The following is a 16,766-nucleotide window of genomic DNA, read 5'->3' as shown; positions in this document are numbered from 1 at the left end:
AGACATGTATGGGAAGAATACATGGAAGCATGTGAAGACATAAGACACACTGAGGGAATGAAAGAATTATATTCCCATAGAAAAGAAACCATAGAAAGAATATTTGGAACAGCTAAAGAGAATCATGGTTTCAGATATACACAGATGTATGGCAAGGCGCGCATGAGAATGAAGGTTGCGCTTACTTTTGCATGTATGAATTTAAAGAAGCTTGCAAAAATACAGCAAGAATGGGAATTGAAAATGGCCTAGAAATAGGTCTTTTGAACTAAAAACCAAAAATTAATCTTAGAAAAAAGAAAAGGATGCTGCAAAACGGTGTTTTGCAGCATCCTCTTTGTCTACAGTCTGAGAGCTAAGACCTGTATAGGCCTTAGCTCTTTATTAATTCTTGTATTAATAATTTTCTTCTCTCACCTCAAAGTAAGACTGAGGATGATTACAAACTGGGCATACTGCTGGAGCTTCTACTCCCACTACTATATGACCACAGTTGCGGCACTCCCACATTGTTACACCACTCTTTTTGAATACTTCCATGGCTTCCACATTCTGCAAAAGCTTACGGTATCTTTCTTCATGAGCCTTTTCGATGGCTGCAACACCTCTAAACTGAGCTGCAAGCTCTGGAAAGCCTTCTTCCTCTGCTTCCTTAGCCATTCTATCGTACATATCAGTCCACTCTGCATTCTCGCCTTCTGCTGCATGCAAAAGATTAGCAGGTGTATCACCAACTTCTCCTAATGCCTTGAACCATAACTTAGCATGTTCTTTTTCATTGTCAGCTGTCTTCAGAAATAATGCTGCAATCTGCTCGTAGCCAGCCTTCTTGGCAACAGAAGCAAAATAAGTGTACTTATTTCTTGCCATTGACTCGCCAGCGAAAGCCTCCCAAAGATTCTTTTCTGTCTTGGTTCCTGCATACTTGTTTTCCGCCATAATAATCCTCCTTATACACTACATTGCCAGTAATTATCTTCATAATAACATATTATGAGTATTATTTCTGTGAATTTCTCATCATTCTCTGTAGATAAGAGGTAGCCTGGGTGGCTGAATATGTGTTAGCCGGCTTGCTTTCTAGCATTTCTTCTGGAATAGCTTGTTTTTTTGATAGCTCCTTTAAAAAGGCTGATGGTCTGTCCTTGTATCTAAATATTGTCAGATGCTCCTTGGCTCTGGTCATTCCTACGTAAAAGATTCTGCGCTCCTCCTCATAATCCTTCTTCTCCTGAGGAGTTGCCTTAGTGTGTTGACGTAAAACCTTGTTAGGGAACACGCCGTTTAATACATCTATAAGCATTACTGAATCGTACTCCAATCCCTTGCTGGAATGGATGGTAGATAGGATGAATTTAGTGCCTGGGTCATTCTTCTTTTCCATGAGCAGCTGTCTTAATACAGACAGGCGATTAAGGAAGGATGGGATATCCTTTTCCTGCTTTGCAAGCTGCTTTAATATGAAGATTTTGTTGGTGTCGATGTTGTTGGCCCCAAGGTAATCGCCATACCCCATAAAGTTTTCAATTCGATTAATGGCTTTGTATGGATTCTCATTTGCCATGTTTTTAAAATGGGTTCTAAGGGAGCGGCAGTTTCCCAGCACGTGAGGGTTCATATCCACAAGCTCTGCTGCATCCAATATGCCGCTGTGGTTTGTCTCTGCCAGCTGGCACATGGCGATTGCATCAGTCTTTTTGATATAAGCCTGAAACTTGAAATATATCTTCATAAAAAGCTCTTCATCCATAGGAACGAAGGCAAATCTCAACATATTTACTATATCTAATACCACGCGATTGCTGAAAAAGGTCAAGTCGGCGCTTTTAATGTTATAAGGAACATTGTTTCTCTCTAACAAATCCACAAGAGGAAGTACGCTTTCGTTATCTCTATACAGCACCGCTGTCCTTGTAGCCGGATTTTCAGCCACCTTCATAAGATAGCTGTACTGATTCTCCCTTGCTATAGTTACGAAATTAATCTCGCTTTCAGCTGATTTGGTGGCACAGATATGTTTTGCATGACGCTCCTTATTGTGCTGAATAAAAATATCTGCAGCCTCTACTATCCTTGCATTGGAGCGATAGTTTTTGTCCATCACAAGCACCTTTGCACCTGGATGCTCCTTTTCAAAATTAAGAAGGGCGTCTGGGTAGGCTGCTCTAAAGCCGTAAATACTTTGGTCCTCGTCTCCTACCATAAAAAGATTTCCATCTCTGCCTGCCAGCAATGATATTATCATGTGCTGAATCTTAGATGTATCCTGCGCCTCATCCACGCAGATGTATCTGTAGATGTTCTGGAAATACTTTAATGTAACCTGAGAACCCTTAAGAATTTTGTAGGCGTATATCATCTGGTCATCATAGTCCATCATGCTTTGCTCTTTAAGCTTGGCATTATACAGTTCGTAAATACGATATAAATCTATATCATTATCCTTCCCCAGCTTTTTAATCTCATCAGGTGTAAGATACATATTTTTGCAATAGGTAATCAGAGTGCGAAGCCCTTTGATATCGCTTTCTGTAGGATAATCATTTTCCACATTCAAGTAGATGTTTGTAAGCAGCTGTCCTGTAAACTTTTCATCACTGCACAGCTCAAAGGAAGTCTTTCCAATCATCCTGCCATAGTAGGCAATTATCTTGGCGCAGATACCGTTAATGGTTCTAAATTCCAGTCTGCCTGAAAGCTCCTCACCAAAGATGTGGGTAAAACGGGCGGCCATATCCTTTGTGGCAGCCACTGTGTATGTAAGTGTCAGGATGTTTTCAGGGGCAATCCCCTTGCAGTAAATCATGTAGCCTAGCCTGTTTACCAGCACTGTGGTTTTACCACTTCCCGGCACAGCAAGAAGCAGCACAGGCCCTGCTACTGTCTGTACTGCTTCTAATTGTTGATTGTTTAATTGTTTTGTATATCTGTCTAAAAAATCTTTTTCTGTCATATTACTCAAAATAAAAATCTATAGTTCCCATTCCATTATCCACATTGGCTTTTACAAGTGGCTGGCTCTCATCCTGGCTGCATTCTCCGTGCATATTGATTTTGCCCATGCCATTATCACAGTTAAAACGTACTCTGAAATCCTTTGGGATATAAACCGTTAGGCTTCCCATTCCATTGTCTATATCAAGTACTGCGCCATCTGCATCAACAGTGCTGCCTGTAAGATATACAGTGAGAGACCCCAAGGCATTGTCGATGTCGCCCTTTTTCAAGTTCTGAATCTTAACATACTGAGTACGTTGTCCTAAGTTGTTGTCTACACTAAAATTGCCGTCTTCTTCCCAGTATTCTGCATTGCCAACGCCTTCCACTGAAGCCTTGTGGCCATTATTGACTACGGTAATCTTTGGCTTCTTGCCAAAAATAAGGGTAAATCCAACTCCTATCAAAACAAAAGCAAGTATGATAATAGCATAGCTTACACTTTCAAGACCAATCTCCTTTTGAAACAGACATGCCATAAGTCCTAATGAAAAAAATACACCAAGGAAGCTTTTTTCAACTAATGCCTCTATGACAACTAATATTAAAATAATGCTCATTCCAATTTTTACCATTGGAAATGCCATGAATGCCCCTGTCTTGCTAAGAAGTAAGCATACCGCAAATGCGATAATTGCAAGGCCTCTTGCTATTGCTTTAATTCTATAATCTTTCATCTTTTCAACCTCTTTTCATCCATAATCTCAATCAACGCTTTAATATAGTTCCTTGATGCATAAGCCTGCTTAGTGCAATTCCTAAAGGAAATCTCACTAGCTCCCGTAATGTTCTTTTTGATGGAAGATATCAAATCCGTATTTACGATAGTGGATTTGGATACCCTGATAAAATCTCTTGGGAGTATTGCTTCAAGCTCATATAGTTTTTGTCTAATCCTGTAGATTGATTTAGCAGTATGAATGGCTATGTAATTACCATCACTTTCCAAGAAAACAATTGATTTCACATCCACGTAATATTCCGTATCATCTATGTATGCTGAAATCTTTTGTGAACCTGATTGCCGCTGGGACAACAGACGCTGCAGTTCTAGAATCTCGTCTGTAATCTCTCTGCAATGGATGGTTATCACATCCTGCTGTAATGAATCATCTACGTCAATATTTATCTTCATAACTATTGGCGCCTCCTATGATTTATATTCTACATAACTTCTAAATCTATTCAACAATATGGGACAAGAGGTAATTATTTTAATGTTACAGGTTAAAATTACTCTTGCTTCTGTGATTGAAATACATATTTACCACAAAATGCATAATAAATATAGCCACGATGATATATAGATGGCAAAAGAAAATATTGGTGATTACACCGTTGTGCTTCAACAGATAGTCTGTTGAATAACCTCTTAGGCAAAGGATTCCAAGGAAGGTCAGGCCAATTAACATAATTGGGATGTTCTTAAGAGCCTGCTTCATGCACTCTAAGAAATCCTTGAAGCTGGCATCAAAATATACGAATCGACCAATCATCAATGTAAGGAAATATGTGATGAACATATCGTAGTTGTTATCCTCGTAGATAAATTTGATATAGCAGAAGATAACAATCATATATATCATTCCTGTAAGGCGGATGGATGCCATTTCACTTTTGTCCAGTCTCTTCAGCCTTATAAGGACATGATCTAAAAATGTGTTAAGCAGTATTGAGATTATCATGAATACTAGGAGTAGATAATCCTTGTAATCACTCCAGAATTCATAAAATGTGCCTGATGTAACAAATCTGTTTATCAGATAGTACACCGCCATAAATCCAATGATGCTACCGCCTGAAAAGATTAGCTCGTAAAATCTTTCTGATAATGAGAAGAATTCGTGCTGAATCTTCAGCTCTCCTTCGAATGTTTTGTTAGCAAATACAAAAAATATTCCGTACACCACTGCCAGTAATAGCATTGCTAAAAGTAAAAATAATATGCAGTCTGGCATGGTAAAATAATGTTTAGCATACTCTGCGTAAGACATTTTTTAACCTCCATTTATCGCAAAAAAATATGGAGCAGATAACCTGCTCCATACGATTTTACATTTCTATTATTTTATTTTCAACATTAGATTGCATATCTAAGCTCATCATCAAAATCAAGGATTTCAAGATCTACTCCCTTGTAGTCTTCTTCTATATATGAATACTTATGAGCATCTTCCACGTAGATTAATTCATCACTAAGTAATTCTCTTGCTTCCTTTCTTAACTGAAACAAGCTTATGAACTCTGTTGCAAATAAAACAAGTGCTGCTGCAATTACTACTGCCATTTTTATTTCCTCCTATAAACTGTTCTCGTTAATTGTTAAGTACAGTATACAGAATGATATGTCACAGTAATGTCACACTAAATCAGCTGTTTTGATGTTTGCTACTTTTATTAAATCTGCGGGGGCAAGCTCTATCTGAAAACCTACTTTACCTGCGCTTACGAATACTTTGTCGTAGCCTGTTGCGGTTTCATGGATAAATGTTGGAAACTGCTTTTTCATTCCAACTGGTGAGCAGCCACCGTGAACATAGCCTGTTAAGCCTAACAAATCCTTTTGCTTAATCATGGCAATGGACTTTTCTCCTGCGGCCTTGGCTGCCTTTTTAAGGTCAAGCTCCTCAACTACAGGAACTACAAATACATAGTAGGCTCCAGTTTTGCCCTGAGTTACCAGTGTTTTAAATACCTTTTCAGCTGGCTCGCCTAATACGCCAGCAATCTCCTCGCCAGTCATTGTTGCATCTGGCTCGTAAGAATGGCTCTCATATGAAATCTTCTTTGCGTCAAGTACACGCATTACATTTGTTTTATCATTGTTCTTCATAAATCTACACTTCCTTTACAACTGTAAAATCCAGTAAACTACTATCATTAAAGCTAAGTATACTATATTTAACACTGTAAAAATCCCAATATATTTCTGTGGCTTAGCCCCATCTATATAGCTATATTGCTTGAAGGAAATCAAGCTGGCCATGGAAGCAATCAGCGTTCCCATTCCGCCTAAGTTTGTTCCGATGATAATCTTTTGCAAATCATCTGCAAAGCCTGAGCACAAAATGGCTGCTGGTACGTTGCTTATAAACTGGCTAAGAACAATAGATACTCCCACCTCATTAATCTTTATAAGAGATTCCAGAACTTGGCTGAATTCTGGAATTCGTTTAATATTTCCTATAAAAATGAATAGAAAAATGAAGGTGAACAACAGTGAATAATCAGGCTTTCTTAGTACATTTCTATCAAATGCTATTACGGCAATAAGGACTATTACTAATCCTACTTGGTATGAAACTAATCTTGCTACTACAAATAGTGAAATGATAAATGCTGCGATGTATAGACCGATAAGTCTCTTTTCTCTTTTGGTTCTATCGTAGCTTTTTCTATCGTTATCCTTTAAGGTGACCTTTGCATCTTTTACAAAAATCAATGCACTAATTATCAGCAGTAGTGCTGAGCACAAGCTATATGGAAGCATCAGCTTAATAAAGCCTGCCATGCTCATGCCTGACAGTGAATACAAATACAAATTCTGAGGATTACCCAGTGGTGTAAGCATGCTTCCCAGGTTAGCGGCTAAGGTTTCTAGCACAATTACAATAATGTACAAATCTTTTCTATTTGATATGGAAAGTGTGATTATTGAAAATGGCACAAATGTAAGCAATGCTACATCATTTGTGATGAACATGCTTGAGAAAAAACACAGCCCTATCAAGATTAGCACCACGCCTCTTATAGTGCTCATCTTTCCAACCAAAAGCTCTCCTAGCTGTCTAAATACAGAAAGCTTTTGTAGCCCTGCCATGGTTATCATCAGCATCAACAGTATGCTTAGTGTCCTAAAATCTATATATCCCAAATAGCTTTTTGACGGATGTACCACAAATGCTGACGCCACCGCCAACAGACCTGCCACACAAAGAACTATTTCGTTTTTAATAAAATGTTTTACTGCCTCCATTTTAACGACCTTTCATTATTTCAAACTTCATTTATTATAAACAATGAAAAGGCTAGTTACAAATCAAATCCCTGGTGACATTAAGGGCATCTTTAGGATCACATGGTATGTCTGGCTCAATAGGTAGATCAGCTTTGCTCTCATCGATTCGGTACCACTTCTTAAATGAAACCCTGAGGAATAGCTTAGAGTTTGGAGTTACAAATCTAAGAACATCCCCATAACTATTTGGCATATTTCCAGAGGCTTCACCTACTATTTTCCCTATATTGTTATCAGCTACATACATTGCAAAATCCATCGCAGCACTATATGTGTTTAGATCTGTAAGTACATATATATCGCCACTGAAGGCATCTGGCTTCTTATTTATCTTTGTATAGCTTGCATCATATTTCTTTAAATATGCTCCATATCTAATGGCGCAAGCCCACGTGTTATAACCATCTATATCAAGATAGCTTAAGAATTCATCAGCAACGTATGAATTTCCACCACCATTGCCTCGCAAATCTACAACAATATTATCTATATCTTTATCATTTACCTCTTTAAAAAAGCTGTCTAAGGTGTTTTTGTAGTGTTCATCATAATTGCATTCCTTCACGGTAAATACAGCCATGTTATTATCTACATCTAGGTCATAATACACCCAATCTTCATCCTCACTATTTTCAATTCCTTTGATTTGCTCATAAGGTACAAAATTGTAATGATACTCCTTACTTCCCGTTTCGGTATCAAATGTAAATGTTACGCCTTCATTAGTATCTACTTTTAGTAGTTTCAGATATGCTTCGTTTTGTATGACATCTTTAAATAATTCTTTTAAATATTCTTCTCTCTCATATGAAAATAGCTCTCTAAAATCATCAAGCAGCACATCTGTAGATGTTCCATTTATCTCGGTTGGAACTCCATATTCTTCAACCTGAGTTACATCCTCTATATAGCGATTATTATCTGATTTATACAGGCAGCCTGTATGACCATCATTTAACTTGTTGGTGATTTTAGATATAATGCGCCATTCATCTAAGGTAGTATAGCTATCGGTTTCATCATTTAATACCTGCTTACGCTGATTTTTGTATTCACTTTCCACCGCCTGCACCTTTGCATTATCCTTTTCAAGCCAGGCAGGATGATGACTGCGCAGCATCTTTATGGTGTAATCCATATCCTTTAGCACCTGCTTTTCAGTAAGCTCATCCTCTAGCGCTAGAGGTTCCACATATTTATCCGTCGTTCCCCTGTATGGATTAAATGCCAATTGATATACTATGAAAATCAGCAATAAAATCGCTATAAATACACCTATGATTATAAAAAATCTCTTTAGTTTGCTTGTCTTCACCACGAATATCCTCCAACTTAAGTTTATTTATGCTTTTTTATATTCCACTTAACTTCGGTAAATCCTGTTAAGTTTTAATTGAAGAAAAATTTTTTCACTTAACTTTTCGGGGTAGATTCCTACTGTAGTTAAGTGAAAATATGCATTTACTATTGTTCACTTACACACTAATTAAGTGAGGAATCATAAATCTTAAATAAACTTAACTTTAGCTAAAACTATTTAGATATATTTAAGTGAAAATAATTTTTACCTTATTTCACTTAACCCACTTTTCAGTTTTTAAGTGAAATCTTGTTTTCTCGAAATAAACTTAACATATTACTGTGCTTTGATTTTACTTATTATACATTAATAGGAATGTGAGGACAATTAGCTACAAAAAAGATGGCAGACTCAAATGAATCTGCCATCTTGATGTTTTGATACAATCCTAAGCAAATGCGATGTTCTTAAGAGAGCATCTGCCTGTTGTCATATCAATTGTATAATAAAATACTTCCCCGTCGGCTACGACTTTTACGTCATATACCTTAACTCCATATGTAGTACCGCGCACGCTGGAATATTGGATTTCTTCCTCTGAATATCCTAAATTATCTAGGACAATCCTAAGAGCGCGCTCTTCTGTTATCTTATTAAGCATACCTGTAAATAGTGTGTTAAAAGATGTAACTGTACTAGCGAAATTCTTTTTCATTACTACTACCCCGCTTTCCCCGTAAAGCTATAACCAAATTTTTCATATCACGCTGTTAGGATAGCACACCTTTTATCACACAACTGTCACACAGCTCTTAAGAATTATTTATTCTGTTGTTTTAAGAAAGTCTTGTTCTCGTACATATACTTATCTGCTTTGTTAAATAGTTCCGACATGCTGTTTTCATCAGAATATTTAGCACAGCCGCAGGCGATTACGATGCCTCCATTAACTATTGCATCTTCATTATGCTTAGCCACAGTATCAATCAATTCATCAATGTTTTCATAATCTTCATCAGCAGAAATAACTGCGAATTCATCGCCTCCGATGCGATAAACTGGGCTGCGTTTGAAGATTTTGCAGATTACACGACAAGCAGTGCATATACATTCATCACCTGCCTTGTGACCTAAGGTATCGTTGATTTCCTTAAGGTTGTTGACATCTAACACAGTAATTGCAAACTCTGACTGGCGGCGGGCCATGATACGCTGATTTATGATGCTTTCCTTTTGCTGGTAGGCATTTTTATTTTTGATTCCTGTTAAAGCATCCACGCTTGCCTGGCTTTGAACCTGCTCCAGCTTCTCAGCGTATTCTCTCTTTATTCGCATTGCATCTGTTACGTCCTGGCACAGACCAAGCAAGCAATCCCTACCTTTATTATCTGTAAATCTAAGCTTTGTAGTCTGGAACTGGCGCATATTTCCTGCTGCATCTGGAACATCTTCAAAAAAGATATATGGCTTATCCATTGCCAACGCTTTTTTATCATCTTCAATGAAATGATTTGCAGTTTCACTATCAAAAATTTCAAAATCGGTAAGCCCTACTACCCCTTCTGTGGTTTCTTTGTGAGCATAATCGGCAAAAGCCTGATTGCAGGCGATATATTTTCTAGAATTCACATCCTTTGAAAAGGTCATAGCTGGCATGTTTGTAAGCAAATCTGAAATGGATTTTCTAAGCTCCTCCAGGTTTTGATAAGCCTCGTCCTCCAGGGTATACCACACATATACAAGCTCAGTTCCATCATCCTTGACGATATGCTTTCCATAGGCGTGAATCATGTGATACTCACCCTTGATTTTTATTCTGTATACCGCATTGTAATCCTGATGAGTGTGATTAAAACTATCTACTAACCCCTTCACTATCTCTCTATCATCTGGATGAACATCTATAAACAGATCTCTATCAAGCATCGGATATACTTCTTCCCTAGGCATATCAGCATACCCGAAAAGATCAAGGAATCCCTTGGTAAGAACGATTGTGTAAATCTGCTCATCAATCACCTGGTAAATACCAAAAGGGACCCCGCTATTTTCCATAAATCTAAACTCTTCATCATTGTACTTATATTTTTCCATAATAAATACCTCATGATTTTATAGTCTAGACCATTATAACCTAAAAATGTGTAGTAATTATTATTCATTCTCCAAAATTTTGATTCCTTGCAAATCAACATCATCCCATTCATAAAGCTTTACCGCTTTATTATTTTCAGCATCATATTCATAAAGTATACAAGGTGTCCACCAGTTTACATTAAGCTTTACAAAAGCAAAATATTGACCAGCATCCTCAATCAGCTGAACATTCCACAATGGGTGATGTGATACATCTGCTAGAGCCTGCATAAAATTTTTTTGTACATCATCAGCCCTAGATTCAGTGCCATCCTCATCTATTAGATAAGAGGATTTAAGTGAAACAAATCCTAGATTCTTAACTGATTTATAATCAAAATCATTAGTAATATCATAGGTTTTCACTACATCTACTGTAAATGCTTCTACATCCTCCAATTTGCCATTATCAAGGATGGACGAATAAGATATCGCCCCAGAGTCATCTATTGTTGCTACATTAACTACTGGTGTACTAGCTTTGCCACTGCAACTACATAGTAGAATCGCGATTATACATATGATTGCGATAATAAAAACCATCCCTCTTTCCATGCTATCCTTCCTATTTATTAGTTTTCCTCAAACAATGCCTTGGCGCGGGCGTAAGAAATGTTGAACTTTCTTATTCCCTCATAGTTTTCCTTTGGATAGGTGTAGCGCACCTCATCTTCAAAATCCTTCATGAGCTTCTTGTTACCTTTTAGTGCAGGGGCTGCGTCTGGTGAAAGATTTCCAGTAATGTATTCAGCTACATTTTCGGATTCGTCTACATAAGCTTGCACGTGAGCTAAATCATATTTTGCGATTTGGTAATCAGGATTTGCAAATGCAAATATGATGTAGGCAACAGTGATTGTGACCATGGCAGCCTTGAACACTGGGAAGGTTGATTTGTACATAGATACAATCAAAAATGCCAGCCAGAGACTAAGTACGCATAAGAACCATAGTACAAAAACTCTTAAGAAGGTAAGCTGGAATGCCTGGATGTAAAGAATCATTCTCATAGCAGAGGATGCTACCATGATGTATGTACAAGCTCCTATTACTGAAAGAATGACTGTAAGTAATTTATTCTTGGCAAATGCACGTGAGCACACCAGAACAAGTGCAACATTAATCATGCAGACTGCAAGTAACTGGTAGAAGCCTTCGTGGGCGTACTCTGCGTATGTGTAGCCTGTTGGAAGCTTCATGCTGTCTGTGAACAGGAAAAGTACCTGAATCAAGCAGAAGAATAAATATACTATTCCAAGCAAAATAGTAAATGTAATAGCTATTAATGGATTGTTATTTCCCTGCTTTGCTGGGCTGATATTTATATTTTTCTTATTGAGTGAATTAGGTATGGTGTATGCGCATACAAATGCTGCAAATAAAGTCCATGCGATTCCAAGAATATCCCCAATATTATCTGGAAGATGTATCTCACTAAAGGCCTTTTCTAACACTCTGCTGAACACTGCATCAGCTGATATAAGAAGGCTAATTACCACTGCAAGAAGTGGAATTGCAATGATAATTCCAAGACCGACAGCCATAAGAGCGTTCTTTCTCTCCTTGCTGGTTTCACTGCCTCTATCTTTAACCCATATAGCAAAATCTCTAAATGGCCAAGGGAAATATTCTATCGGGCGAACTATTGTAAAAAATATTCCACAAATCCAGCCTGCAATATCCCAGCCTGTGGTATCAGCATATAGCTGCATGATAAATGACATAAATAATAGCACTATTGCAAGACCACTTAAGTTCTGCAGGCTATAGCTTGTGAACATGCACTTTGAAACAGCTAGTAGCATAAGCGATATTACGTAAAAAAGATTAAATCCTACCTTTCCATTTCTATCCTTTAGGAAAGGAAGATTATCACTCTTTCTAACAAGGGCAATTAATCCCAGTGTTATTGCCATAAAGATTGGGTAGGTTATTGATGATCTATTGCCGTATAAGCATATAGTGTATACGATAGCAAAAATTAGAGATACAAGACCATACTTTTTAAAGGAGATTCCATCTCCCTTTGGCATATTACCTGCTTTAACTTTAGAATCTACATTCTCATTAACTATGTTCTCTTTAATTGTGTTGTCCATAACTATTCTTCCTCCGGATTTTCAACATATTCTAATATATCTCCTGGCTGGCACTCTAGCGCCTTGCAGATTGCATCTAACGTCTCAAGCCTTACCGCCTTAGCCTTGTTATTTTTTAATATTGAAAGATTGGCGTTTGTGATTCCAACCTTGCCTGCCAGCTCGGCCAAGCCAATCTTCCGCTTAGCCATCATTACATCCAAATTTATTACAATCATTTTTTCACCTGAGCTTTCTATATGGTTAAATCGTTCTCAGCCTTCATATCTGCCGCATTCTTTACAAGATGTGATAACACTGCTGCACCAACAGCAATTGAAATTCCCACGAATGAAACAATCATTGAACAAAGCGTAATCCCTGGGTGGCTCATGCTTAGCAAAAGTAAAACAACATTTCCTATAAAGAAATATGCCGCGTCACCTGCTGCAAACCAGGAAATCCATTTAAAATATAACGCATTACTATCTGAAAACGAATTGTCCTTGCCGATGTTCGTAGAAATCTTCCAGCCTAACGCCAATACAACGTAGCATGGAATTCCGCTCACCCATAGAAAGATAAGCCATGGCCAATAGCAGTAGCTATATTCAGGATTATCATAAGCAAAACTTTCTCCTAATGATGGAAATATCATGAAGTATATAATCAATCCACATATTCCTACTCCGATTAATATTAATTTTAACCATTTCTCCAATGCTTTTAATTCCATTTTTTTTGCCTCCACTATGATTTATTACCACTTTTCTTTTTCTGTACATCTCTTTATTAATGTTATAGCACTGTCCATTATGATTTGCAACAATATTTTATCGTTTTACGATAATTTATTTTCGATTTGCAGAATATTGTGATTTCAAGACAACTCATCAAAAAAGACCTAATGCATATAGCACTAGGTCTTTAATCTCTTGGAATTATAATTAGAATAAATCTAATGTACTGTCTAGATATATTTCTTCTCTTACTCTTAACTGATATTCAGGCTTCACCATATAGTACAGGATGAATTCTAATACTATTGCACTACCTAAGCTGCGCCCTTCGATTTTGAAGTTGGAAAAGCCTGCGGGCATATAAATATTTTTGATATCTTCCACACTTATAAAGCCGGGATTTTCCATGGCGTCCGAGAAGCGATAGCCTCTTGCCGCCTGTGGTGATGTGCAGATATGATCCTCACAGTCCTCGCCTAAGCTCTTTCTGCTGACATTCTCATAGCATGCTTTTCTATCGGTACAGCCGAAGGAACAGCATTCATTGCATAAAAATTCAACTTTTTCTTTTTGGGATTCTGGCAAAGCCTTTAGCTGTTCTAGCTTTTTGTTCAGTCGAAAATCGGGAACAACATATTCAAAATCATCCCTATCAAGCTCTGCCTTTAAATCATCAAAATCTGTAAGCACCTTTGTAGTAGAAGATACGAAATAAAATCCTGGGTAATTTTTCTTAATATAATCTAAGAGAAGATCAGAATGGATTATCACTCCATTTTTGACCTCTCCTGTCTTTTCAAAAAGCTCGCACAGCCTATTGCATCTCTTATCTGCCAAATGCTCTTCCCTAATCAGGGAATTGCTAAAGGTCAGTCTGGCCGAAATATCATATTCCTTCATCAGCCGTATTACATCAGTAGCCTGCTCGTCTCCGAAGCCTACACGGCCGCCACCCCACAGACAATCTGCAGGTGCACCGTAGATGGAGCCAATCTCGCACCAGTCGTAAAAATACTCTCTATGATTTTTAAATAGGGGTAGCAGGCCCTTGTAGAATTCGTAAAATTCAAACAAGCCTGGTAAGTGATAGTATGCTTTCATTCCTCACGCTCTCTCGTTTTAATCTTTAGTAAATACTAATACGAGAGAATCTTCAAGTCAATTCAAGGCTCTTTTTAGCTTGTATTGTCTCTTCGTGCGAAGTAAAGGATATAACGCTAAATAAAGTGCTACCACATTTACTATCAACGCTCCAACCCAGGCGCTTATTTCAGCGTAGGCTGTAGCAGAAAAGCCAATCCTTCCTATGAAGAACGATACAGTAAAGGTTCGTAAAACCATTTCCAAAATGCCTGAAATCATTGGAAGCATAGGCTTTCCCATACCTTGTACAGTAGCTCTTACTACAAAAAGTACATCAACAGCTATAATCATCACGCCGCATCTAGGTAGGTACTGGCACACCAAATCTATCTGGTCCTTTCCTGATAGCAGGAATCCGCCCAGCTGTGCAGGAAAGAACACCATAAGTGAGCCTAGAAGGATATAGGATACAACAGATATTCCCATGCACACCTTAAGGCCTTCCTTGATTCTTCCATATTCTCCTGCGCCGTAGTTTTGGCTGGTGTAGGATGTCATTGCGCTTCCCGCTGTGGCTGCTGGGTTCATAAACAGATTGTTATATTTTCCGCATGCCGCATAAGCCGCTGTGTAAACAACACCGTAGCTATTAACAAAGCCTTGAACAACCATGCATCCTACTGCGGTGATAGAATTCATAAATGCCATTGGCAGGCCGTTCTTAAGTAGCTCTAAATACACCTTTATTGAATTTCTAAAATGTTCCCTTTGCATCTTGATTTCAGGTATTTCCTTCAAGCGATTGATGCAGATTAATACAGATATTACCTGGGCCACTAACGTAGCAATGGCAGCCCCCTCTACACCTGTTTTTAATACAAGGATTAGCAAGCTGTCTAAAGATAGGTTTACTATAGATGACACAATAATCGCCCTAAGTGGTGTTTGGCTATCTCCAAATGCTCTAAGGATGGAGCCTGCGATATTGTAGCATATACCAATCGACAAGCCGCCAAACAAAATGTAGCCATATTTTAAACTATCGCCAATAATCAGTGGGTCTGTCTGCATGAAATTCAACAATGCTGGTAAAAATACCACGCTCATTACAGATAAACTGATAGCAAGGATAACCCCTAATACTATTGTGGCTGCCAAACGATGTCTTAATTGCTCTATGTCCTTTGCGCCGTAGCTTTGGGCTACAAGCACGGCGAATCCATTTGCCAAGCCAAAAGAAAATCCTACTATCAAAAAGAAGATGGAGCCCATGTTTCCAACTGCTGCAAGGGCGTTATCACCAAGTCCCTTACCTACAATCAAGGTATCCACAAAATTGTATACCTGCTGCAGCATACTGGTTAACAGCAATGGCCAATAAAAAGCCAATATCAATTTCAATGGACTTCCCGTTGTAAAATCCCTTTGCCCACCTTTTACACTAGTTTTAACACTCATTTCAACACCTCTATACATTACTTTTCTAAGCAATTGACATTTTACGCCCTGCAATTTGCAAATAGAATTTCATATTTGTTGAGTTTTGCCCGATTTTTGTTATCATACTTTTATGGAGAATTTTGGAAAAGAATTTATCAAATTTGATACCGTTTCATCTGTAAGTGTAACAGATGTTTCAGCCCCAGGCACTTACCACGCCCACTGGCACAATGCTGCGGAATTTACCGTAGCCCTCAAGGACAACTGTATCTACAAAATAAATGACGAAGTATTTGAATTAAATGCAGGTGATGTGCTTTTAGCATGGCCTCAGCAAATCCACGAGACTATTTCTATTCCTGCAGACGGGGCAATGTTTACCCAGTTTTCTGCTGTTATCATTGAAAACAACCTGGATTTGGTATCTATTTCCCGTTTTTTGTACAACTGCAAGTATATCTCTGCTCAAAAATATCCCGAAGTTACCAGCTATATTGCTGACTCCATTATGGAGATAAAAAAAATACACAGCTCCTCTGATCCCCTTGCTGAGACCAAATGTAAGCTATGTATTTACAATATCTTGATTAAGATTAGCGAACATGTTCTTTCGACCATCAATTACAATTCCACTGATGAAACTCCAGACACTAGTTGGAATTACATTAAGGCTGCTTGCACATATATAATCGAAAATTCGGCCGACGATATCAGCCAAAAGAATGTTGCCGACCATGTGGGCCTTAGCACCTTTTATCTGTCTAAGCTTTTTAAAAGATACATGAACATGTCCTTTCCTGCTTATCTTTCAAATATCAGGGTGCAGGCTGCTGCAAAGCTTTTGATGGATAAATCCATATCTATTACGGACTGTGCCTTTCTTGCAGGCTTCCAATCCACTACAGCCTTCAATAACGCCTTTCATAAAATAACTGGGTACTCGCCTAGGGATTATCGAAAGCTGTATAGATAAA

Annotated in this window: 18 protein-coding genes and 1 pseudogene; 2 read left to right on the top strand and 17 right to left on the bottom strand. The window is 38.0% G+C overall.

Features of this window, described 5'->3' with window-relative positions; translation table 11 throughout:
* A pseudogene (locus G611_RS14175) lies at positions 1–234 on the top strand (transposase); the annotation flags it as partial.
* Positions 235–396: 162 nt separating this feature from the next.
* Here G611_RS14175 and rbr read toward each other — a convergent pair.
* From rbr to G611_RS0106580, 17 genes are all read right to left on the bottom strand, one after another.
* A complete protein-coding gene (gene rbr / locus G611_RS0106660; RefSeq protein WP_028242960.1) occupies positions 397–939 on the bottom strand; it encodes a rubrerythrin in 543 nt (180 codons plus the stop codon).
* Positions 940–1,000: 61 nt separating this feature from the next.
* Positions 1,001–2,953, bottom strand: coding sequence for an ATP-dependent helicase (locus G611_RS14170; RefSeq protein WP_081656996.1), 1,953 nt, complete (start codon positions 2,951–2,953; stop codon positions 1,001–1,003).
* Position 2,954: 1 nt separating this feature from the next.
* Positions 2,955–3,674, bottom strand: a complete 720-nt coding sequence (locus G611_RS0106650; RefSeq protein WP_028242959.1) for a LiaF transmembrane domain-containing protein — start codon at positions 3,672–3,674, stop codon at positions 2,955–2,957.
* Positions 3,671–4,132: a LytTR family DNA-binding domain-containing protein gene (locus G611_RS0106645; protein WP_028242958.1), complete on the bottom strand. Its 462-nt coding sequence runs from the start codon at positions 4,130–4,132 to the stop codon at positions 3,671–3,673. The genes G611_RS0106650 and G611_RS0106645 overlap by 4 nt, the downstream gene beginning before the upstream one ends.
* An 85-nt stretch (positions 4,133–4,217) precedes the next feature.
* Entirely contained in the window at positions 4,218–4,991 is a 774-nt protein-coding gene (locus G611_RS0106640; protein WP_028242957.1) for a hypothetical protein, read from the bottom strand.
* A gap of 86 nt (positions 4,992–5,077) precedes the next feature.
* Positions 5,078–5,284: a hypothetical protein gene (locus tag G611_RS0106635; protein WP_028242956.1), complete on the bottom strand. Its 207-nt coding sequence runs from the start codon at positions 5,282–5,284 to the stop codon at positions 5,078–5,080.
* Positions 5,285–5,356: 72 nt separating this feature from the next.
* The gene (ybaK, locus tag G611_RS0106630; RefSeq protein WP_028242955.1) at positions 5,357–5,830 is read right to left on the bottom strand and encodes a Cys-tRNA(Pro) deacylase; all 474 of its coding nucleotides are present in this window, start codon (positions 5,828–5,830) and stop codon (positions 5,357–5,359) included.
* Between the two features lie 15 nt (positions 5,831–5,845).
* Positions 5,846–6,973, bottom strand: a complete 1,128-nt coding sequence (locus G611_RS0106625; RefSeq protein WP_028242954.1) for an SLC13 family permease — start codon at positions 6,971–6,973, stop codon at positions 5,846–5,848.
* 52 nt (positions 6,974–7,025) lie between these two features.
* Positions 7,026–8,330: a S41 family peptidase gene (locus G611_RS0106620; protein ID WP_155942262.1), complete on the bottom strand. Its 1,305-nt coding sequence runs from the start codon at positions 8,328–8,330 to the stop codon at positions 7,026–7,028.
* Positions 8,331–8,763: 433 nt separating this feature from the next.
* Positions 8,764–9,030 carry a PepSY domain-containing protein gene (locus G611_RS0106615; RefSeq protein ID WP_028242952.1) on the bottom strand — a complete coding sequence of 89 codons (267 nt, stop codon included), beginning with the start codon at positions 9,028–9,030 and terminating at the stop codon, positions 8,764–8,766.
* A gap of 104 nt (positions 9,031–9,134) precedes the next feature.
* On the bottom strand, positions 9,135–10,409 hold the full coding sequence (locus G611_RS15305; RefSeq protein WP_028242951.1) for a sensor domain-containing diguanylate cyclase: 1,275 nt from the start codon (positions 10,407–10,409) through the stop codon (positions 9,135–9,137).
* Positions 10,410–10,469: 60 nt separating this feature from the next.
* Positions 10,470–11,006 carry a hypothetical protein gene (locus tag G611_RS0106605; protein ID WP_028242950.1) on the bottom strand — a complete coding sequence of 179 codons (537 nt, stop codon included), beginning with the start codon at positions 11,004–11,006 and terminating at the stop codon, positions 10,470–10,472.
* A gap of 17 nt (positions 11,007–11,023) precedes the next feature.
* Positions 11,024–12,550, bottom strand: coding sequence for a DUF4153 domain-containing protein (locus G611_RS0106600; RefSeq protein ID WP_028242949.1), 1,527 nt, complete (start codon positions 12,548–12,550; stop codon positions 11,024–11,026).
* Positions 12,551–12,552: 2 nt separating this feature from the next.
* Positions 12,553–12,768, bottom strand: a complete 216-nt coding sequence (locus tag G611_RS0106595; RefSeq protein ID WP_028242948.1) for a helix-turn-helix domain-containing protein — start codon at positions 12,766–12,768, stop codon at positions 12,553–12,555.
* 17 nt (positions 12,769–12,785) lie between these two features.
* Complete coding sequence (locus tag G611_RS0106590) at positions 12,786–13,265, bottom strand: DUF2975 domain-containing protein (protein ID WP_028242947.1); 480 nt, start codon at positions 13,263–13,265, stop codon at positions 12,786–12,788.
* A gap of 211 nt (positions 13,266–13,476) precedes the next feature.
* Positions 13,477–14,370 carry a hypothetical protein gene (locus tag G611_RS0106585; RefSeq protein WP_028242946.1) on the bottom strand — a complete coding sequence of 298 codons (894 nt, stop codon included), beginning with the start codon at positions 14,368–14,370 and terminating at the stop codon, positions 13,477–13,479.
* Between the two features lie 57 nt (positions 14,371–14,427).
* Positions 14,428–15,810, bottom strand: coding sequence for an MATE family efflux transporter (locus G611_RS0106580; protein WP_028242945.1), 1,383 nt, complete (start codon positions 15,808–15,810; stop codon positions 14,428–14,430).
* A 112-nt stretch (positions 15,811–15,922) separates the two neighbouring features.
* Between G611_RS0106580 and G611_RS15300 the strand changes: the two genes are divergently transcribed.
* Positions 15,923–16,765 (top strand): AraC family transcriptional regulator, encoded by an 843-nt coding sequence (locus G611_RS15300; protein WP_028242944.1) that lies wholly within the window; start codon positions 15,923–15,925, stop codon positions 16,763–16,765.
* Position 16,766: the final 1 nt, after the last annotated feature.

The sequence above is a fragment of the Pseudobutyrivibrio ruminis AD2017 genome, assembly GCF_000424305.1.
Taxonomy (GTDB): Bacteria; Bacillota; Clostridia; order Lachnospirales; family Lachnospiraceae; genus Pseudobutyrivibrio; species Pseudobutyrivibrio ruminis_B.
Note: the sequence above shows the minus strand (reverse complement) of the source record. Positions and strands in the feature narration are given on the sequence as shown.